The organism is Pantoea sp. SIMBA_079, from assembly GCF_046940275.1.
Lineage (GTDB): Bacteria > Pseudomonadota > Gammaproteobacteria > Enterobacterales > Enterobacteriaceae > Pantoea > Pantoea borealis.
Genome location: NZ_JAWRYR010000007.1, coordinates 113046 through 131694, shown reverse-complemented (window position 1 = coordinate 131694; position 18649 = coordinate 113046). Strand labels below are relative to the sequence as shown.

17 protein-coding genes and 1 riboswitch are annotated in these 18649 nt (G+C 57.6%); of the genes, 8 read left to right on the top strand and 9 right to left on the bottom strand.

The genetic code is table 11. From position 1 onward, the window contains the following. The first annotated feature begins 74 nt into the window (after positions 1 to 74). Positions 75 to 836, top strand: coding sequence for a DedA family protein (locus SB719_RS11560; RefSeq protein ID WP_412159246.1), 762 nt, complete (start codon positions 75 to 77; stop codon positions 834 to 836). On the opposite strand, the gene thiQ is transcribed toward SB719_RS11560, so the two are convergent. From thiQ to sgrR, 4 genes are all read right to left on the bottom strand, one after another. Further along, entirely contained in the window at positions 833 to 1534 is a 702-nt protein-coding gene (thiQ, locus tag SB719_RS11555) for a thiamine ABC transporter ATP-binding protein ThiQ (RefSeq protein WP_065650154.1), read from the bottom strand. The genes SB719_RS11560 and thiQ overlap by 4 nt on opposite strands. Continuing rightward, positions 1518 to 3128, bottom strand: a complete 1611-nt coding sequence (thiP, locus tag SB719_RS11550) for a thiamine/thiamine pyrophosphate ABC transporter permease ThiP (protein ID WP_304233493.1) — start codon at positions 3126 to 3128, stop codon at positions 1518 to 1520. Before thiP ends, thiQ begins: the two co-directional genes overlap by 17 nt. After that, on the bottom strand, positions 3104 to 4090 hold the full coding sequence (gene thiB, locus SB719_RS11545; protein WP_304233472.1) for a thiamine ABC transporter substrate binding subunit: 987 nt from the start codon (positions 4088 to 4090) through the stop codon (positions 3104 to 3106). Before thiB ends, thiP begins: the two co-directional genes overlap by 25 nt. Before the next feature lie 46 nt (positions 4091 to 4136). Next, positions 4137 to 4232, bottom strand: a riboswitch (TPP riboswitch). A gap of 35 nt (positions 4233 to 4267) precedes the next feature. Continuing rightward, entirely contained in the window at positions 4268 to 5929 is a 1662-nt protein-coding gene (gene sgrR, locus SB719_RS11540) for an HTH-type transcriptional regulator SgrR (protein ID WP_065650152.1), read from the bottom strand. A 254-nt stretch (positions 5930 to 6183) separates the two neighbouring features. Between sgrR and SB719_RS11535 the strand changes: the two genes are divergently transcribed. Next, complete coding sequence (locus SB719_RS11535) at positions 6184 to 7386, top strand: MFS transporter (RefSeq protein WP_304233476.1); 1203 nt, start codon at positions 6184 to 6186, stop codon at positions 7384 to 7386. A 39-nt stretch (positions 7387 to 7425) separates the two neighbouring features. Here the strand turns inward: SB719_RS11535 and leuD are convergent, their stop codons facing one another. From leuD to leuL, 5 genes are all read right to left on the bottom strand, one after another. Continuing rightward, positions 7426 to 8031, bottom strand: a complete 606-nt coding sequence (gene leuD, locus SB719_RS11530) for a 3-isopropylmalate dehydratase small subunit (protein WP_065650150.1) — start codon at positions 8029 to 8031, stop codon at positions 7426 to 7428. 3 nt (positions 8032 to 8034) lie between these two features. Beyond that, positions 8035 to 9441: a 3-isopropylmalate dehydratase large subunit gene (gene leuC / locus SB719_RS11525; RefSeq protein WP_065650149.1), complete on the bottom strand. Its 1407-nt coding sequence runs from the start codon at positions 9439 to 9441 to the stop codon at positions 8035 to 8037. 2 nt (positions 9442 to 9443) lie between these two features. Next, positions 9444 to 10535 (bottom strand): 3-isopropylmalate dehydrogenase, encoded by a 1092-nt coding sequence (gene leuB, locus SB719_RS11520; protein ID WP_065650148.1) that lies wholly within the window; start codon positions 10533 to 10535, stop codon positions 9444 to 9446. A 2-nt stretch (positions 10536 to 10537) separates the two neighbouring features. Next, the gene (gene leuA, locus SB719_RS11515; protein WP_065650147.1) at positions 10538 to 12100 is read right to left on the bottom strand and encodes a 2-isopropylmalate synthase; all 1563 of its coding nucleotides are present in this window, start codon (positions 12098 to 12100) and stop codon (positions 10538 to 10540) included. A 92-nt stretch (positions 12101 to 12192) separates the two neighbouring features. Beyond that, on the bottom strand, positions 12193 to 12276 hold the full coding sequence (gene leuL / locus SB719_RS11510; RefSeq protein ID WP_108569992.1) for a leu operon leader peptide: 84 nt from the start codon (positions 12274 to 12276) through the stop codon (positions 12193 to 12195). Between the two features lie 732 nt (positions 12277 to 13008). Here leuL and ilvI point away from each other — a divergent pair. From ilvI to ftsL, 6 genes are all read left to right on the top strand, one after another. Next, positions 13009 to 14733 (top strand): acetolactate synthase 3 large subunit, encoded by a 1725-nt coding sequence (ilvI, locus tag SB719_RS11505; protein WP_065650146.1) that lies wholly within the window; start codon positions 13009 to 13011, stop codon positions 14731 to 14733. Positions 14734 to 14735: 2 nt separating this feature from the next. After that, complete coding sequence (gene ilvN / locus SB719_RS11500; protein WP_065650145.1) at positions 14736 to 15227, top strand: acetolactate synthase small subunit; 492 nt, start codon at positions 14736 to 14738, stop codon at positions 15225 to 15227. A gap of 197 nt (positions 15228 to 15424) precedes the next feature. Beyond that, the gene (gene cra / locus SB719_RS11495; RefSeq protein WP_065650144.1) at positions 15425 to 16435 is read left to right on the top strand and encodes a catabolite repressor/activator; all 1011 of its coding nucleotides are present in this window, start codon (positions 15425 to 15427) and stop codon (positions 16433 to 16435) included. 487 nt (positions 16436 to 16922) lie between these two features. After that, positions 16923 to 17381 (top strand): division/cell wall cluster transcriptional repressor MraZ, encoded by a 459-nt coding sequence (gene mraZ / locus SB719_RS11490; protein WP_065650143.1) that lies wholly within the window; start codon positions 16923 to 16925, stop codon positions 17379 to 17381. Positions 17382 to 17383: 2 nt separating this feature from the next. Next, on the top strand, positions 17384 to 18325 hold the full coding sequence (rsmH, locus tag SB719_RS11485; RefSeq protein ID WP_065650142.1) for a 16S rRNA (cytosine(1402)-N(4))-methyltransferase RsmH: 942 nt from the start codon (positions 17384 to 17386) through the stop codon (positions 18323 to 18325). Beyond that, positions 18322 to 18642 (top strand): cell division protein FtsL, encoded by a 321-nt coding sequence (ftsL, locus tag SB719_RS11480; protein WP_039382567.1) that lies wholly within the window; start codon positions 18322 to 18324, stop codon positions 18640 to 18642. Before rsmH ends, ftsL begins: the two co-directional genes overlap by 4 nt. Positions 18643 to 18649: the final 7 nt, after the last annotated feature.

Genomic DNA, 18649 nt, shown 5'->3' with positions numbered 1-18649 from the left:
GCGCAGCGGGAAAAGCTTGACGCCCTGACCCGGGCTCAGGACAATCCAGCCTTCATATTCCGCAGAGGATAGCTATGGAAGCCTGGATTCAACATCTGTTTACGCAATCGCTGGAGTACGCGCTGTTCGCCGTCGCTCTGGTGACCTTCCTTGAATCACTGGCGTTTGTAGGTCTGCTGCTGCCAGGTACGGTGCTGATGGCCAGCCTGGGGGCGCTGGTGGGCAGCGGTCAGATTGGCCTCTATCCGGCGTGGGCAGCGGGGCTGGTTGGCTGCCTGCTGGGCGACTGGATCTCCTACGGCATTGGCTGGAAGTTTCAGGGGCCGCTGCACCGCTGGAAGTATCTGAAAAAGTATCAAAACCTGCTGGATAAGACCGAGCATGCGCTGCATCAGCACAGCATGTTTACCGTGCTGGTGGGCCGTTTTGTCGGTCCGACACGCCCGCTGATCCCGCTGGCGGCAGGGATGCTTGAGCTGCCGGTGCGGAAGTTTCTGCCGCCCAATATCATTGGCTGTATTTTATGGCCGCCCGCCTATCTGCTGCCGGGGATCCTGGCCGGTGTGGCGATTGATGTGCCGCAGTCGCAGGGTGACAGCTTTAAATGGCTGCTGCTGCTGGTCACCATTCTGCTCTGGCTGGGCGGCTGGCTGCTCTGGCGCTGGTGGCGCAGCGATAAAACGCGCGACTGGGCCACACGTTACCTGCCGAAAGCGCGCCTGCGCTGGCTGGCGCCGCTGATGGCCGTAGCGGGCAGCGCCGCGTTTATCGCGCTGCTGTTTCATCCGATGATGCCTGTTTTCCTGCAGCTGCTCTGGAAAGTCTTCTTCGCTTAAGCTGGCGTAATGCCCAGGCGCGCGGCGGCGCTGCTCTCACCCCGAAGCAGCGCTGCCGTCTCACCATCCCACTCGATCCGGCCATCCACAATCACCAGACTGCGTGCGGCAATCTGCTGCGCATCCTCCAGACTGTGCGACACCATCAGCAGCGTGATATTGCGTGCGTCACACACCGTGCGCACCAGCTGCAGCATTTCGCGGCGCAGCGCCGGGTCGAGCGCGGAAAAAGGCTCATCCAGCAGCAGTACCGGCTGGTTGCGCAGCAGGCAGCGAGCCAGCGCTACCCGCTGCCGCTGGCCGCCGGAAAGCTCGCCAGGCAGACGCGACAGCAAATCGTGCAGTCCGGTCTGATGGGCAATCTCCTGTAACTGCTGCTGCTGGTCACGCGTCAGCTTCAGGCCCGGATGCAGCCCCAGAGCCATATTCTGCTGCACCGATAGGTGCGGAAACAGGTTGTTCTCCTGAAACAGCATCGATACCGGACGCGACGCCGGTACGCTGCGGGTGTGATCGCAGCCGTTGATCAGCAGCGTGCCGTGGCTGACCGGCAGAAAGCCGCCGATCAGGCTCAGCAGCGTGCTTTTACCGGCGCCGCTCGGGCCAAGTATCGCCAGCCGTTCACCCGCCCGGGCGCTGAAGCTGAAACGCATCGGCAGATGCTGATAAAGGTAAGTAAGATCAGTGAGTGTCAGCATGGCGTCCCGGCAGTTTTTCCATCAGAGTAAAAAGTAACAGGCAGAGCAGCAGCAGCAGCAGGGCGGTCGCCGCACCGTCGGCACCGCGATAGGCGCCGATCTGCTGATAAAGATACCAGGGCAGGGTGCGGAAATCGGCGTTGCCAAACAGCGCCACTACGCCAAAGTCGCCAATCGAGAGCACACAGGCAAAGGCGAGCGCCTGCGCCAGCGGACGCTTCAGCAGCCGCAGCTCAATCAGCTTCAGGCGATTGAGGCCGGAGAGACCGAGCGAGGCGCAGAGCGGCGCGTAGCGTGCGGCGATATCGCGCATCGGGTTTTCCAGCACTTTCATGGCGTAGGGAATGGCGATCAGCGCATTGGTAAAGATCACCAGCCCGTCGGCCCGCGCCGGCAGTCCGGAGGTGGCGGTAAACAGCAGGAAGAAGCCGCTGGCCAGCACGATGCCCGGCATCGCCAGGATCAGCATGCCGCTCAGCTCCAGCGCCTGTGCGCTCACCCGATGCTGGCGCTGGCGCAGCTCGCGGCTGCTCCACAGCAGCATCATCGTCAGGATCACACAGAGTGCGCCCGCGCCCAGCGCGATACGCAGCGAGGTCAGGGTGGCCTGCCAGAGCGCCGGCTGCTGCAGCGCACCGGCTACACCGCCGCGCACGCCATCAGCGACCACCGCCGCCAGCGGGGGCAGCAGCAGCAGCAGCGCAAGCGTAATCAGCAGCGTGTCGCTGATACGCGCGCGCCAGCTATCCTGCGGATCGCGCCAGCCCTGCAGCTTCTGGCTGCCGGCCGGGATCGCTTTACTGAAGCGCTGACTGAGCAGCACCAGCAGCAGACAGCAGCTAAGCTGCAGCAGCGCCAGCAGCGCGGCGCGGCCGGGATCGTAATCAAAACTCAGCGCCTGGTAGATCGCCAGCTCCAGCGTGGTCGCCTGCGGCCCGCCGCCCAGCGCCAGCACCGTGGCGAAGCTGGCAAAGCAGAGCATAAAGATCAGCGCCGCCGTCGGCAGGATCTGCCGGCGCAGCCAGGGCCACTCCAGCAGCCGGAACAGGTTCCAGCCGCGCAGCCCAAGCTGCGCCGCCAGCTGACGCTGTTCCGCCGGAATGCTCTCCAGCGCCTGCAGCAGCATGCGCGTCGCCAGCGGCAGGTTAAAAAAGACGTGCGCCAGCAGGATACCCTGCAGGCCATAGGGAGAGAAGTGATAGGGAACGCCCAGCAGCATGCAGAGCTGCGCCAGCCAGCCGGTACGCCCGTAGACGCTCAGCAGGCCAAATACCGCCACCAGCACCGGCAGCACCAGCGTCATCGCGCATAACCGCAGCAGCAGCGTACGGCCCGGGAAGCGGCGGCGGTAGAGCGCGCGCGCCAGCAGCACAGCCGGCAGCACCGAGCAGAGTGCCGAGAGCAGCGCCTGCTCAAAAGAGAACGCCAGCACGTGGTGCAGATAGCTGTCGCTGAGCAGAGCGCGCATATCCGGCAGCGGGGCCGCCGTCAGCAGCGCCCCCAGGGCAAGCAGCGCCACGGCACACAGCAGCAGCGCGCTCAGCGCGCCGGGGATCAGCCAGCCTGGCATTAGCGGCTGACAGCCCGCTGCCAGGCGCTGATCCACGCGGCGCGCTGGTCAGCCACTTCTGCCGGTGAAAACTGCAGCGCTTTTTGTGGCACCTTCAGCGCCTGATAGCCCGCCGGTAAATCGCTTTTGATCACCGGGTACATCCAGTTGCCGGTGGGGATCGTCTGCTGGAACGCGGGGCTGACGATAAACTGCATGAAACGCTGCGCCAGCGCCGGCTGTTTGCTGCCCGCCAGCTGCGCAGCGACTTCCACCTGCAGATAATGCCCCTCGCTGAAGGTGGCAGCGGCGTAATTCTCTTTCTTCTCTTCAATAATGTGGTAGGCGGGTGAAGTGGTATAGCTCAGTACCAGATCGCCTTCGCCCTTGAGAAACAGGCCGTACGCTTCGCTCCATCCTTTGGTGACGGTAACGGTTTTGGCCGCCAGTTTCTGCCACGCCGCGTCGCTGCGATCGCCAAACACTTTTTGCATCCAGAGCAGCAGACCCAGGCCCGGCGTGCTGGTGCGGGGATCCTCATAAATAACCCGCCACTTCTGCGGGCTTTCAACCAGCTCCTGCAGACTCGCGGGCGGATTCTTCAGGCGGTTTTTGTCATACACGAAGGCGAAGTAGCCGTAATCGAAGGGGATAAAGGTGTCGTTCTGCCAGCGCTCAGGCAGCTGCAGCGCCGCGGTATCGACCTGACTTTTGGCAAACAGGCCGGTTTCTTCCGCCGCCTGCAGCAGATTGTTATCGAGTCCCAGCACAACGTCGGCTTTGCTGTTTTTTCCTTCCATGCGCAGACGGTTGAGCAGCGAGACGCCATCCTCAAGCGCCACGTAGCGCAGCTCGCAGCCGCACTCCGCTTCAAACGCTTTTTTTACCGCCGGGCCTGGCCCCCATTCAGCAGCGAATGAATCATAGGTATAGACAGTGAGCAGGGGTCTGGCAGCAAATACCGGCGCAGACAGCAGTAGCAGGACAAGCAGAACGTTCTTTAACACTTTGCGCTCCTTGAGGAGAGGATAGGGGTGAGTCGCAAAGGATCTGAGGCTGGCACATCTCAAATCCCTACGCCGGTATTAACCGGATCAGGTTCGACGGGTTTCTCTCAGCCTGACGACGCAGGCACCCCGTTGAGAACGGCTTAGTGTAGACATTTCCGCGGCGGCGTGAAAGCGTCATAATGCCGGCGGCGCAAACCAGGCAGATTTGAAATCGAACCAGCCCAGCGTGTTCAGCCGTACGCCGCGCATGCTGCGCTGACCTTCCAGCAGCAGCCAGTGGTGAAACAGCGGATGCAGCCAGTCCTGATCCACCAGCTGGCGCGCCCATTCAGCCAGCGGCAGACGTTTCTCACGCCAGCGCGCTGCATCCTCATGCCACGCCAGCGGAATACAGTGCTGCATCAGCGGCAGCTCATAGAGCTGCGCAAACAGCGCATACTCCAGCGGCAGAGTAAAGTTAACGCTGCCGAGCCAGATATCGCTTTCACCGGCACCGGCAAACCACGCTTCATAGCTCACCACCCGGGTGACCAGCTCCACCCCCTGCTGCGCGAGCAGAGGACGCAACGCGCTGGCGATGCCTTCATGCTCAACGTGGTCGCTGTACCAGCTTAATGTCAGCCGGGTCAGACCGTCCGGTTTATCCGCTGCCCGCCGATCGCGGCGATGGTGCCAGCGCGGCAGCAGACCCCAGGCGGGAAACCAGTAGCGCTGATAGCCGGGATCGGCATGATGCAGCAGGGTAACGGGATTAAGCAGATCGCTGACCCAGCGGCGGAACGGCGCATGGCGTCCCCAGGCGGATCGCTGGTCAAACAGCAGAAAGTAGCAGCCCTCCTCCAGACGGCTCTCCTCCGCGATCTCATCCGCCTCGCTGCCCTGCAGCTTTACGCCAGCGTAGACCAGCTCGTCACTGACTTCCGGCAGTACCCAGATTGAGACCTCATCAATCAGCGCCCGGTAACCAAAGTAGTCATCAAATGCGGCAATTTTCAGCTGCGTCTGCTGATTGCGCAGCACGCTGTAAGGGCCGCAGCCGGCAGGCTGACGGGCAAAGTCGGGCATTGCCGGCCATTCGCGCGGCAGGATCATGGCGCTGACGCTGCCCAGCAGCCATGGCAGCCAGCTGTCAGGCTGGGTCAGAGAGATATCCAGCGTCCAGGGTGCCGGGGAGTGCAGCTGCGCAATATGTGCAAACAGCGGCAGGGCAGCGCTGCGCTGCAGCGAATCAAGGATATCCGCCATCTCCAGCTCGCGCCCGTGATGAAAGCGGATGGCCGGGCGCAGATAAAAGCGCCACTGCCGTGCGGAAAGCTGCTGCCAGTGGTGAGCAATATCCGGTTCAATTTCCCCGTTTTCCTCATTTATGCGCGTCAGGCCGCTGAAGATCTGCCGGGCCAGGTGCGTTTCCGAGCGGCGCAGCGGTGAGGCGGGCAGCAGGTTTTGCAGCGGACGGTAGTAGAGCACGCGCAGGATATGTTTGCCCTGACGCACGCTGCGCCCAAGGTGGGCAGCAATCATCTGCCGCACCTGCGCTTTGTCACCCACCAGCTGAACCAGCTGGTCAATACTGTCCTGATCCAGCAGCGCCTCAGCCCGCTGCTGCTGCAGCGCCAGCCCGGTACAGCAGAAGCGCAGCTGCGAGCGCTTTCCGCGTCCCGCCTCAGCCTGCCAGGTCAGCCAGCCCTCATGCTGCATCGCCTGAAGCAAATTGCGCATATGGCGCCGTGAGCAGTGCAGGCTGCTGGCCAGGGCGTCAAGCGTCGTCGCCTGATCCTGACCTTCACACTGCTGCCAGAGCCGAATAAAGTGCTGCTGCAGACGAGCTGAGGACATAAAAGGGGAACTCCATGGCGATTTCGCTCAGTGTTTGTTTCTCTATAATAGGGGCATACTGACAGCCAATGGAAGAGCGGGAGGCGCCCGGTCCGGGTGGCGCTCAACCAGCGGTGTCGCCTGTGCGGCACGTTTTTCTGAGTAGGGTGCAATTACACCGCCAGCAGATTTTCTCTGCTGGCTTTTTTCATGGGGGTATGAAATCGTCTACGCTCTTTCGCTACTCTTTTCTGTTTTTTCAAAGGGATTACTGCATGAAGTCGCTGTTAACGCGGCAGCGCCGCCCCGATCCGGTCTATCTCGCTTTTATGGCTGTCACCTTTATGGCAGGCGTAGCGGGTGCGCTGCAGGCACCAACCCTCAGCCTGTTTCTGACCCGCGAGGTGCAGGTGCGGCCCTTCTGGGTCGGGCTCTTTTTCACCATTAATGCGCTGGGCGGCATTGTGATCAGTATGCTGGTAGCAAAGCGCTCTGACACGCGCGGCGACCGGCGGCATCTGATCCTCTTTTGCTGCCTGATGGCCATTCTGAATGCGCTGCTGTTTGCGTTTAACCGCCACTACGCCACGCTGATAAGCCTGGGCGTGCTGCTCTCTGCGCTGGCCAGCGTCGCGATGCCGCAGATATTTGCACTGGCGCGGGAGTACGCGGACGCATCCGCGCGCGAAGTGGTGATGTTCAGTTCGGTGATGCGGGCACAGCTGTCGCTGGCGTGGGTCATTGGTCCGCCGCTCTCTTTTGCGCTGGCGCTTAATTTCGGCTTTGTGACGCTGTTCGCCGTAGTGGCAGGAATGTTTTTACTGAGTATGCTGCTGATCTGGCGCGGCCTGCCGTCGGTGCCGCGCGTGGTGGCGACGCCGGAGCAGCTGCTGCTGCAGGTCAGCCCGTGGAAAGATGCGCAGGTGATGCTGCTGTTTATCGCCTCAGTAATCATGTGGGCGTGCAACACCATGTACTTTATCGATATGCCGCTCTATATGAGTAATACGCTGGGGCTGCCGGAAAAGCTGGCGGGCCTGCTGATGGGAACAGCCGCCGGGCTGGAGATCCCGATTATGCTGCTGGCAGGCTTTTACGCGAAGCGCGTCGGCAAGCGCGCGCTGATGCTGCTGGCGGGTGTGGCAGCGGTTATCTTTTATCTTGGGCTGGTGCTGTTTACGTCAAAAGCCGCGCTGATGCTGCTGCAGCTCTTCAATGCCGCGTTTATCGGTATTATCGCCGGCATTGGCATGCTCTGGTTTCAGGATCTGATGCCCGGGCGGGCGGGCGCGGCAACGACGCTGTTCACCACCTCCATCTCCACCGGACTGATCGTGGCCGGGCTGCTGCAGGGGATCCTGAGCGAGCGTTTCGGGCATGAATCGGTTTATCAGGTGGCGCTGGGTATGTCCGTGCTGGCGCTGCTGCTGGTTGCGCGGGTGCGCGATGTGAAGCCGGCGACGGAGGCCGGCGCGTAAAGCGTGCCGCAACCTGACGTTGGTTGCGGCGTTGAATAACTAACGCAGGAAGGCGGGCTGCTGCTGCTCGTAGCGCGCTATCGATTCTTCATGCTGCAGCGTCAGGCCGATGCTGTCCAGGCCGTTAATCATGCAGTGGCGGCGGAAGCTGTCGATCTCAAACGTATAGACTTTGTCGCCCGCGGTGACCGTCTGCGCTTCCAGATCCACCGTGAAGCGCATGCCCGGACTGGCGTTAACCAGCTGGAACAGCGCCTCCACTTCCTCTTCGCTCAGCCGTACCGGCAGCAGCTGATTGTTAAAGCTGTTGCCATAAAAGATATCGGCAAAGCTCGGCGCAATCACGACATGGAAACCGAAGTCGGTCAGTGCCCAGGGGGCGTGCTCACGGGAGGAGCCGCAGCCAAAGTTCTCGCGCGCCAGCAGAATGCTGGCACCGGCAAACTCAGGCTTGTTAAGCACAAAGCTGGCGGTAGGCTGCGTGCCGGCGTCATCGTCAAAACGCCAGTCGTGAAACAGGTGGGCACCAAAACCGGTGCGGGTGACCTTCTGCAGAAACTGCTTCGGGATAATGGCATCGGTATCCACGTTGGCCGCATCCAGTGGTGCGACAATACCGGTGTGCTGCGTAAATTTAGTCGCCATCGCTTAAGCTCCCTGAGTCAGTTCACGAATATCGGCAAAACGGCCGGAGACCGCCGCGGCGGCAGCCATCGCCGGGCTGACCAGGTGCGTACGACCGCCGCGCCCCTGACGCCCTTCAAAGTTGCGGTTGCTGGTCGAGGCGCAACGCTCACCCGGATTCAGGCGATCGTTGTTCATGGCGAGACACATAGAGCAGCCCGGCAGACGCCACTCAAAACCCGCCTCAAGAAAGATTTTATCCAGACCTTCCGCTTCCGCCTGCGCTTTAACCGGGCCGGAACCTGGCACCACCATCGCGACCACGCCGGGTGCCACTTTGCGCCCTTTAGCAATCGCCGCGGCGGCGCGCAGATCTTCAATGCGTGAGTTAGTGCAGGAGCCGATAAAGACTTTATCGATAGCCACATCGGTCAGCTTCACGCCCGGCTGCAGGTTCATGTAAGCCAGCGCTTTTTCAGCAGAGGCGCGCTCAACCGGATCGGCAAACGAGGCCGGATCGGGTATCGCCTGATCCACCGCCATCACCTGACCCGGGTTGGTGCCCCAGGTCACCTGCGGAGCAATGTCGGCAGCGTTCAGCGTCACCACGCTGTCGAATACGGCGTCCGGATCGGACTTCAGCGTGCGCCAGTAGGCTACCGCCTGCTCCCAGTCGTTGCCTTTTGGCGCAAACTGCTTATCTTTCAGGTAGGCAAACGTGGTGTCATCCGGTGCCACCAGGCCCGCTTTTGCGCCCATCTCAATCGCCATGTTGCACAGCGTCATACGACCTTCCATGCTCAGCGCTTCAATCGCCGGGCCGCAGAACTCCACCACGTAGCCGGTGCCGCCGGCGCTGCCGGTTTTACCGATGATCGCCAGCACGATATCTTTCGCGGTAATGCCCGGCGCAGCGGCGCCCGACACATTGATTTTCATGGTTTTGGCACGACCCTGCTTCAGCGTCTGGGTGGCAAACACATGCTCGACTTCAGAGGTGCCAATACCAAACGCCAGTGAACCAAAGGCGCCATGCGTGGCAGTATGTGAATCACCGCAGACAATGGTCATGCCCGGCAGGGTCATGCCCTGTTCCGGCCCGATGACGTGCACAATGCCCTGGAAGGGATGGTTCAGATCGTAGAGCTGGATGCCGAACTCGTCGCAGTTCTTCATCAGCTCCTGCATCTGAATACGCGCCATTTCACCCGATGCGTTGATATCTTTGGTCTGGGTTGAAACGTTGTGATCCATCGTGGCAAACGTTTTTTCCGGCTGACGCACTTTACGTCCGTGCGCGCGCAGGCCATCGAACGCCTGCGGTGAAGTCACTTCGTGGATCAGGTGACGGTCGATATAGAGCAGTGGCGTTTCATCGGGTGCTTCGTGAACGACATGTGCGTCAAATAACTTCTGGTATAAGCTTTTCATTTTTATTTTTCTCCGGCAATAAAGCCCGCGATGAGGCTACCCATTTCATCCGTACTGACTGCAGGACCGTCGCCCGCCAGATCGCGGGTGCGGTGGCCCGCCTCCAGCGCCTGGCTTACCGCCTGTTCAACAGCATCAGCGGCGTCGGCGGCGTTCAGGCTAAAGCGCAGCAGCATCGACAGCGACAGGATTTGGGCAATCGGGTTAGCGATATTTTGTCCGGCGATATCCGGCGCAGAGCCGCCAGCAGGTTCAAACAGACCAAAACCTTCTTCGTTCAGGCTGGCTGACGGCAGCATGCCCATTGATCCGGTAATCATGGCGCACTCATCAGAAAGAATGTCGCCAAACAGGTTTGAGCAGAGCAGGACATCAAACTGCGACGGATCTTTGATCAGCTGCATGGTGGCGTTATCGATATACATATGCGCCAGCTGTACGTCAGGGTACGCTTTTGCCACTTCATTCACGATCTCACGCCACATCACTGAACTTTGCAGCACGTTAGCTTTGTCGATTGAGGTGACATGACAACGACGCTTACGCGCGGCTTCAAACGCATTACGTGCAATGCGCTCAATCTCAAAGCGATGGTAAACCTCGGTATCAAACGCCCGCTCGTGCGCGCCACTGCCTTCGCGTCCTTTTGGCTGGCCAAAATAGATGCCGCCGGTGAGCTCACGTACGCAGAGAATATCAAACCCGCGCGCCGCGATATCACTGCGCAGCGGGCAGAATGCTTCAAGACCTTTGTAGAGCGCGGCCGGGCGCAGATTGCTGAACAGTCTGAAATGCTTGCGCAGCGGCAACAGCGCGCCACGTTCAGGCTGGCCAGCCGGCGGCAGATGCTCCCACTTCGGGCCGCCAACAGAGCCAAACAGAATGGCGTCTGCCTGCTCAGCTCCGGCTACGGTCGCGGGCGGCAGAGGTTCACCGTGACGATCGATGGCGATACCGCCAACATCATATTCGCTGGTGGTGATACGCATGCCGAAGCGGGTACGCACCGCGTCGAGCACTTTCATCGCCTGCGCCATCACTTCCGGGCCGATTCCGTCGCCTGGCATGACCGCAATATGATATGAATGAGTCATAGTTACACCGTTTCCTTCTGTTCTTTAAATTTACGCTGCAGTTCTTTTTCGACCTGTTTTGCCCGCCAGATATTGTTGAGTGCGTTAATCATCGCTTTGGCAGAGGATTCAACAATATCGGTTGCCAGGCCTACGCCGTGGAACTTGCGTCCGTTGTAATTCACCACGATATCCACCTGGCCCAGGGCATTTTCACCGTGACCTTTCGCCGTCAGCTTGTAGTTGACCAGCTCAGCGTCAAAGCCAGTAATGCGGTTGATTGCCTGATAGACTGCGTCAACCGGGCCGTTACCGGTGGCCGCATCCGCTTTGGTCTCCTCACCGCAGCCGAGCTGGACTGAAGCGGTGGCCGTGACACTGGAGCCGGTCTGGACGTTGAATTCGTTGAGCTGGAAAAACTCCGGTTCTTCATGCTGTTTATTGATAAAGGCCAGCGCTTCCAGATCGTAATCAAATACCTGACCTTTCTTGTCGGCCAGCTTCAGGAAGGCGTCATACAGCGCGTCGAGGTTGTAGTCCGCTTCTTTGTAGCCCATCTCTTCCATACGATGTTTTACCGCCGCGCGTCCGGAACGGGAGGTAAGGTTCAGCTGAATTTTGTGCAGACCGATCGATTCAGGCGTCAGAATCTCGTAGTTTTCACGGTTTTTCAGCACGCCATCCTGATGAATGCCGGAAGAGTGCGCGAACGCATTTGAGCCGACCACCGCTTTATTCGCCGGAATCGGCATGTTGCAGATCTGGCTGACAATCTGGCTGGTGCGGTAAATTTCCTGATGGTTGATAGCGGTGTGAACATTCATGATCTGCTGGCGGGTTTTGATCGCCATGATCACCTCTTCCAGCGCACAGTTACCGGCGCGCTCGCCCAGACCATTCAGCGTACCCTCAACCTGACGCGCGCCCGCCAGTACCGCAGCAATAGCGTTGCCGGTGGCCATGCCTAAATCATCATGGGTGTGCACCGACAGAATCGCTTTGTCGATGTTAGGCACGCGGTTAACCAGCTGTCCGATAATATTGGCGTACTCACCGGGCAGGGTATAGCCAACGGTATCGGGAATATTGATGGTGGTAGCACCGGCGCTGATGGCGGCTTCAACCATGCGGCAGAGATCGTCAATCGGCGTGCGCCCGCCATCTTCACAGGAGAACTCCACGTCATCGGTATAATTGCGTGCGCGTTTTACCATGTGCACCGCACGCTCAATCACTTCCGGCAGAGTACTGCGCAGCTTGGTCGCGATATGCATCGGTGAGGTGGCAATAAAAGTATGAATACGGAACGCGTCGGCAACGCGCAGTGATTCGTAAGCGGCATCGATATCTTTTTCGACACAGCGCGCCAGCCCGCAGACGCGGCTGTTTTTGATCGTACGCGCAATAGTCTGTACCGATTCAAAATCACCGGGAGAAGAGACCGGGAAACCCACTTCCATTACGTCCACGCCCATTCTTTCCAGCGCCAGGGCGATCTGCAATTTTTCTTTAACACTCAGGCTGGCCTGTAATGCCTGCTCACCGTCGCGCAGAGTGGTATCGAAAATAATAACTTGCTGGCTCATGGTTATCTTCCTTTTGCATTAACTTCGCCGGAGCAACGAGCATAAAAAAACCCGCGCAGTGGCGCGGGTTTTTAACTTTCAGCGGGTTGGAATCAGTTGTTGATTTCGCCCACGAGTCTACCGCGCAAACTGGATGCGTTTAGTAGTAGACCGAGTAGGCGGAAAGAACGAAACATGAATCAGACCCCATAAAATGTGTGCTGTACATATTGGTACTGGATTAGCGATGTGATGTCAACCCTGCATCAGGGGCTATTTTACTTACGCTAAAAGCGCGATCTGCTGTAAATATTGGCATGGATGGAGGATCGCGAAGAAATATCGTCTTGCATCTTATAGCGCTACATAATGCGCGCTATCATAAAGCGCTCATCTCGATTAACTACCTGATTTTGCTATTTTATTTTAATTTCATCTATAGTTAAAAATATAAGCCTTAGCCTGCAAGGCAGAATAATATAATGCTGGCAGTGATTTTTAACGTTAATCACGCGGGAAAGATCCGTGTTAAAAACATTGTGGGCTGACGCAGCGGACGATAACAAAAATATATTTCTTACAACTCGCTGAAAATAATCTTCAGACCAGCATATTCCTCTGAATTTATGCCTGCCGATCAGTTTATTCATCGTACCCTGACCCGGCACATCAGAGGCTTACTTGTCCGGGAACGCGCGTCGCAGGGCCTGGCGGTTTGCAGCCCGCAGGCTCTGCGGTTATGGTAATCGTCCTACTCTTAAAAGAATTCATTCAGGTAGATTCCCGATATCTGGAAGGCGGAAATGAATTCCTTCTTCTGAGCATAAACATAAGATTTTGATCTTAATTGGCGATAAGGGAACAGATGCGACACCGTGCGCTGGACAGCGCTGCCCGTCGCGGCTGTTTCTGACGCCTGGAGGCAGAAAATGGAGATGTTGTCAGGAGCCGAAATGGTCGTCCGTTCGTTGATCGATCAGGGCGTAAAGCAGGTATTCGGTTATCCGGGCGGAGCAGTGCTTGATATCTATGATGCGCTGCAGACGGTCGGTGGAATTGACCATGTACTGGTGCGTCACGAACAGGGCGCAGTGCACATGGCAGATGGTCTGGCACGGGCAACCGGCGAAGTTGGCGTCGTGCTGGTCACGTCTGGCCCGGGGGCGACGAACGCCATCACCGGTATCGCGACCGCCTATATGGATTCGATTCCACTGGTGATCCTGTCAGGTCAGGTGCCCTCATCGCTGATTGGCTATGATGCGTTTCAGGAGTGCGATATGGTCGGTATCTCCCGGCCGGTGGTCAAACACAGCTTCCTGGTAAAAAGCACAGAAGAGATCCCTACGGTGCTTAAGAAGGCCTTCTGGCTGGCGGCCAGCGGGCGTCCCGGCCCGGTAGTCATCGATCTGCCTAAAGATATCCTGAATCCGGCGAATAAACTGCCGTATGCCTGGCCGGAAAGCGTCAGCATGCGCTCGTATAATCCGACGCTGCAGGGCCATAAAGGTCAGATCAAGCGCGCACTGCAGACGCTCTTGGGTGCGCATAAGCCGGTCATTTATGCCGGCGGCGGTGCTATTACGTCGGGATGCGAAGCGGAACTGCGCCAGCTGGCTGAGCAGCTTAATATTCCGGTAACCACTTCACTGATGGGACTGGGCGCGTTTCCCGGCACGCACCGTCAGTGTGTCGGCATGCTTGGCATGCACGGCACGTATGAAGCCAACATGACCATGCACAACGCCGATTTGATCTTTGGCATCGGCGTCCGCTTTGACGATCGCACCACCAACAATCTGGCAAAGTATTGCCCGAATGCGACCATCATGCACATTGATGTGGATCCGACGTCGATCTCCAAAACGGTCAGCGCAGATATCCCGATCGTTGGCGATGCGAAACAGACGCTGGTACAGATGCTGGAGCTGCTGGCGCAGAGTGAAACACAGCAGCAGCACGACAGTCTGCGCGACTGGTGGCAGAACATTGAAACCTGGCGCAGCCGCAAGTGTCTGGAATTCGATCGCAGCAGCGATAAGATCAAACCGCAGGCGGTAATAGAGACGGTTGCCCGCCTGACAGGCGGCGAGGCTTATGTGACTTCTGATGTCGGACAGCATCAGATGTTTGCTGCCCTCTATTACCCGTTTGACAAACCGCGTCGCTGGATCAACTCCGGTGGCCTTGGCACCATGGGCTTTGGACTGCCGGCTGCGCTGGGCGTGAAGATGGCACTGCCGGAAGAGACGGTGATTTGTGTTACCGGGGATGGCAGTATCCAGATGAACATCCAGGAGCTGTCGACCGCGCTGCAATACGATCTGCCCGTGCTGGTACTTAACCTGAATAACCGTGTCCTCGGTATGGTGAAACAGTGGCAGGATATGATCTATTCCGGCCGCCATTCTCAATCCTATATGGAGTCGCTGCCTGATTTTGTCCGTCTGGCTGAGGCGTATGGTCACGTCGGTATTGCCATTCAGCATCCTGCCGAGCTGGAAGAGAAGCTGCAGCTGGCGCTGGATACGCTGGCAAAAGGGCGGCTGGTATTTGTGGATGTCACGGTTGATGGCAGCGAGCATGTCTATCCGATGCAGATTCGGGGCGGCTCAATGGATGAAATGTGGTTGAGCAAGACGGAGAGGACTTAATTATGCGTCGTATTCTATCGGTGCTGCTGGAGAATGAATCGGGCGCCTTATCCCGCGTGGTCGGACTCTTCTCCCAGCGCGGTTATAACATTGAGAGCCTGACCGTTGCGCCTACCGACGATCCGACTCTGTCGCGCATGACTATTCAGACCGTAGGCGATGAAAAAGTGATTGAGCAGATTGAGAAGCAGCTGCATAAGCTGGTGGATGTGCTGCGCGTCACTGAACTGGGGCAGGGCGCTTACGTTGAGCGTGAGATCATGCTGGTAAAAATTCAGGCCAGCGGATATGGCCGTGAAGAAGTGAAACGCAGCGCAGAGATTTTTCGCGGACAAATTGTTGATGTCACACCAACGCTTTACACGGTTCAGCTGGCAGGCACCAGCGATAAGCTTGATGCGTTTCTCAGCAGCGTGCGGGAAGTGGCAGAGATTGTTGAGGTGGCGCGTTCGGGGATCGTTGGCGTGTCACGCGGCGAGCGCATCATGCGTTAATCCCGCTCCGTTATCACCGTAGTTTACTCTAACCCGGCGTAATGCCGGGTTTTTTTATTTTATGCGCCGGCTTCGTTTGCTGATGAAAAGCGGTTGCTCAGGCCGGTTTTCTGCGGTTAGATGTAACAAAGATTTTATCCACAGCTACGTTGCGGATATCTCCGCCAGCTCTGGCTTATCGACATGAAGGTGTTATCGTGAAACTGGATGAAATTGCGCGTCTGGCCGGCGTCTCGCGTACTACTGCCAGCTATGTGATCAATGGCAAAGCGCGGCAGTATCGTGTCAGCGACAAAACGGTTGAGAAAGTAATGGCGGTGGTGCGTGAGTATAACTATCACCCCAATGCGGTCGCCGCAGGCCTGCGCGCAGGGCGCACGCGCTCTATCGGACTGGTGATCCCCGATCTCGAAAATACCAGCTACACGCGTATTGCCAACTATCTGGAGCGTCAGGCACGCCAGCGCGGCTATCAGCTGCTTATCGCCTGTTCAGAAGATCAGCCTGATAACGAAATGCGCTGTATCGAGCATCTGCTGCAGCGTCAGGTCGATGCAATCATCGTTTCTACCTCGCTGCCGCCGGAGCATCCGTTTTACCAGCGCTGGATAAACGACCCGCTGCCGATTGTGGCGCTGGACCGGGCGCTGGATCGTGAACACTTTACCAGCGTTGTGGGGGCCGATCAGGATGATGCACGCGCGCTGGCTGCTGAATTGCGTCAGCTTCCGGTGAAAAACGTACTGTTTATGGGCGCGCTGCCGGAGCTTTCCGTGAGTTTTCTGCGCGAAATGGGCTTTCGCGAAGCCTGGCAGGATGATGAGCGTTCAGTCAGTTATCTCTATTGCAACAGTTTTGATCGCGCGGCGGCTGCCGCACTGTTTGAACACTATCTGGATGAAAATCCGATGCCCGATGCGCTGTTTACCACCTCGTTTGGTCTGCTGCAGGGCGTAATGGATGTCACGCTGAAACGAGAAGGGCGACTGCCGAAAGATCTGGCGATCGCCACGTTTGGCGATCATGAATTACTCGATTTTCTTGATTGTCCGGTACTGGCGGTGGGACAGCGGCATCGCGATGTGGCAGAGCGGGTTCTGGAGCTGGTGCTGGCTTCACTTGATGAACCACGTAAACCTAAACCCGGGTTAACGCGTATTCGCCGTAACTTATTTCATCGCGGGCAATTAAGCCGTCTGACAAAATGAGTCAGCGGGCATGATAATGCCCGCCATTTTATTCAGTATCTGGCGGGCAATTAATTATCCGACGTAAAAAAGCGTAAATAACAGCCATTAATTATCACAAAACAGAGATCAATTTAATCTTGCTGGGTAAAAGTTAGTCATTTTTGATCCCCATCAACAGGCGCTTGCGCTGGGCTTCCTTTCAGAAATCCCCTAAAATGCCGCCGCTGTCGCATAACCCTGCTCTGGCGTACTTAAGCCAAATCTGAATCAAATTTAATCATATTTGAAGTGAGCAGATATTTTTATACTGTTATTCATCGGTTTAATTTTGCTTTGCCATTCCGCGCGCTTTTTTATTTCGCTTTCCGCTTATTTTTCCGGGATGTAAAGAGTGATATTCACCTGCCGTTGCGGCTTGACAATGTTTTCATCGGCTCCGTAAACTCGTTTCGTGGTAAAAAGTGGGATAAAGTGGTGAAAACGGTAGCTGAGGAGTCAGGCTGGCATGTTCCGCGGGGCAACGTTAGTCAATCTCGACAGTAAAGGGCGGTTAGCGGTTCCGGTGCGCTATCGCGAATTACTGATCGCAGAGTCTCAGGGTCAGATGGTCTCTACTATCGACCTGCACCAGCCCTGCCTGCTGCTTTATACCCTGCCCGAATGGGAAATCATTGAGAAAAAACTGGCTCGCTTATCGAGCATGAATCCGGCAGAACGACGCGTACAGCGTCTGCTGCTTGGACATGCCAGCGAATGCCAGATGGATAGTGCAGGCCGGTTGCTGCTGGCAAATACCTTGAGGCAGCACGCAGGACTGAAAAAAGAAGTGATGCTGGTTGGGCAGTTCAACAAGTTTGAATTGTGGGATGAACAGACCTGGTATCAACAAGTCAGGGATGATATTGACGCAGAACATTCAGCTCAGGAACCTTTATCTGAGCGGTTGCAGGACTTATCGCTATAGCTATGCAGGAAAATTTTAAACATACCACGGTGCTGCTGGATGAGGCGGTAAACGGCCTTAATATCAGGGAAGACGGCATTTACATTGACGGCACCTTTGGTCGCGGTGGCCACTCACGCCTGATCCTTTCGCAGCTTGGCGAGAATGGACAGCTGCTGGCCATCGATCGCGATCCGCAGGCAATTGCGGCGGCCGCTGAGATCAACGATCCACGCTTTTCCATTGTGCACGGCCCTTTTTCAGCGCTGGCAGATTATGTCGACGCGCGCGGGCTAACCGGGAAAATCAGTGGCGTCCTGCTTGATCTGGGCGTCTCTTCGCCGCAGCTGGACGACGCCGAACGCGGCTTCTCGTTTATGCGCGACGGTCCGCTGGATATGCGCATGGATCCCACGCGAGGTCACTCTGCTGCTGAGTGGCTGCTGCACGCAGAAGAAGCTGATATCGCCTTTGTGCTGAAAACATACGGTGAAGAGCGTTTCGCAAAGCGTATTGCACGTGCCATCACAGAGCGTAATCGGGAACAACCGATGACGCGCACCAAAGAGCTGGCTGACGTCATTGCCGCAGCAACCCCGGTCAAAGACAAATTTAAGCACCCGGCTACGCGCAGCTTTCAGGCTATTCGTATCTGGATTAACAGCGAGCTGGAAGAGATTGATACCGCTCTTAAAGGCGCGCTTTCTGTTCTGGCACCGGGCGGCCGTTTATCCATCATCAGCTTCCATTCTCTTGAAGATCGCCTGGTGAAACGTTTTATGCGCGATCAAAGCCGCGGTCCGCAGGTTCCGGCGGGTATTCCGATGACGGAAAGCCAGCTGAAAGCGCTGGGCGGACGCGAGCTGAAAACGCTGGGCAAACTGATCCCGGGTGAAGCAGAAGTGCGGGAAAACCCGCGTGCGCGCAGCTCGGTGCTGCGTATTGCTGAAAGGACCGCGCCATGATTGGCAATGAGCGGCACAGTCTGCCCGGCGTGATCGGCGGAGACTTGCTGCGCTTTGGCAAGATCCCGGTGTTGTTATTGATTGCCGTACTGGTCTCTTCTGTACTGGTCGTGACCACAACACATAAAACGCGCCTGTTAACGGCGCAGCGCGAACAGCTGGTGCTGGAGCGTGATGCGCTGGATATCGAATGGCGTAACCTGATTCTGGAAGAGAACGCGCTTGGCGATCACAGCCGGGTAGAGCGGATCGCAACCGATAAGCTGCAGCTGCGGCACGTTGATCCTTCTCAGGAAAATATTGTGGTGCAGAAATAAGGAATCG

Excerpts from the sequence above, each read along its gene's own strand:
- mraZ (WP_065650143.1), top strand. The coding sequence starts at position 16,923 with ATGTTCCGCGGGGCAACGTTAGTCAATCTCGACAGTAAAGGGCGGTTA.
- ilvN (WP_065650145.1), top strand. The coding sequence starts at position 14,736 with ATGCGTCGTATTCTATCGGTGCTGCTGGAGAATGAATCGGGCGCCTTA.
- SB719_RS11560 (WP_412159246.1), top strand. The coding sequence starts at position 75 with ATGGAAGCCTGGATTCAACATCTGTTTACGCAATCGCTGGAGTACGCG.
- leuD (WP_065650150.1), bottom strand. The coding sequence starts at position 8,031 with ATGGCGACTAAATTTACGCAGCACACCGGTATTGTCGCACCACTGGAT.
- leuA (WP_065650147.1), bottom strand. The coding sequence starts at position 12,100 with ATGAGCCAGCAAGTTATTATTTTCGATACCACTCTGCGCGACGGTGAG.
- ftsL (WP_039382567.1), top strand. The coding sequence starts at position 18,322 with ATGATTGGCAATGAGCGGCACAGTCTGCCCGGCGTGATCGGCGGAGAC.
- thiQ (WP_065650154.1), bottom strand. The coding sequence starts at position 1,534 with ATGCTGACACTCACTGATCTTACTTACCTTTATCAGCATCTGCCGATG.
- leuB (WP_065650148.1), bottom strand. The coding sequence starts at position 10,535 with ATGACTCATTCATATCATATTGCGGTCATGCCAGGCGACGGAATCGGC.
- ilvI (WP_065650146.1), top strand. The coding sequence starts at position 13,009 with ATGGAGATGTTGTCAGGAGCCGAAATGGTCGTCCGTTCGTTGATCGAT.
- rsmH (WP_065650142.1), top strand. The coding sequence starts at position 17,384 with ATGCAGGAAAATTTTAAACATACCACGGTGCTGCTGGATGAGGCGGTA.
- leuC (WP_065650149.1), bottom strand. The coding sequence starts at position 9,441 with ATGAAAAGCTTATACCAGAAGTTATTTGACGCACATGTCGTTCACGAA.
- SB719_RS11535 (WP_304233476.1), top strand. The coding sequence starts at position 6,184 with ATGAAGTCGCTGTTAACGCGGCAGCGCCGCCCCGATCCGGTCTATCTC.
- leuL (WP_108569992.1), bottom strand. The coding sequence starts at position 12,276 with ATGTTTCGTTCTTTCCGCCTACTCGGTCTACTACTAAACGCATCCAGT.
- sgrR (WP_065650152.1), bottom strand. The coding sequence starts at position 5,929 with ATGTCCTCAGCTCGTCTGCAGCAGCACTTTATTCGGCTCTGGCAGCAG.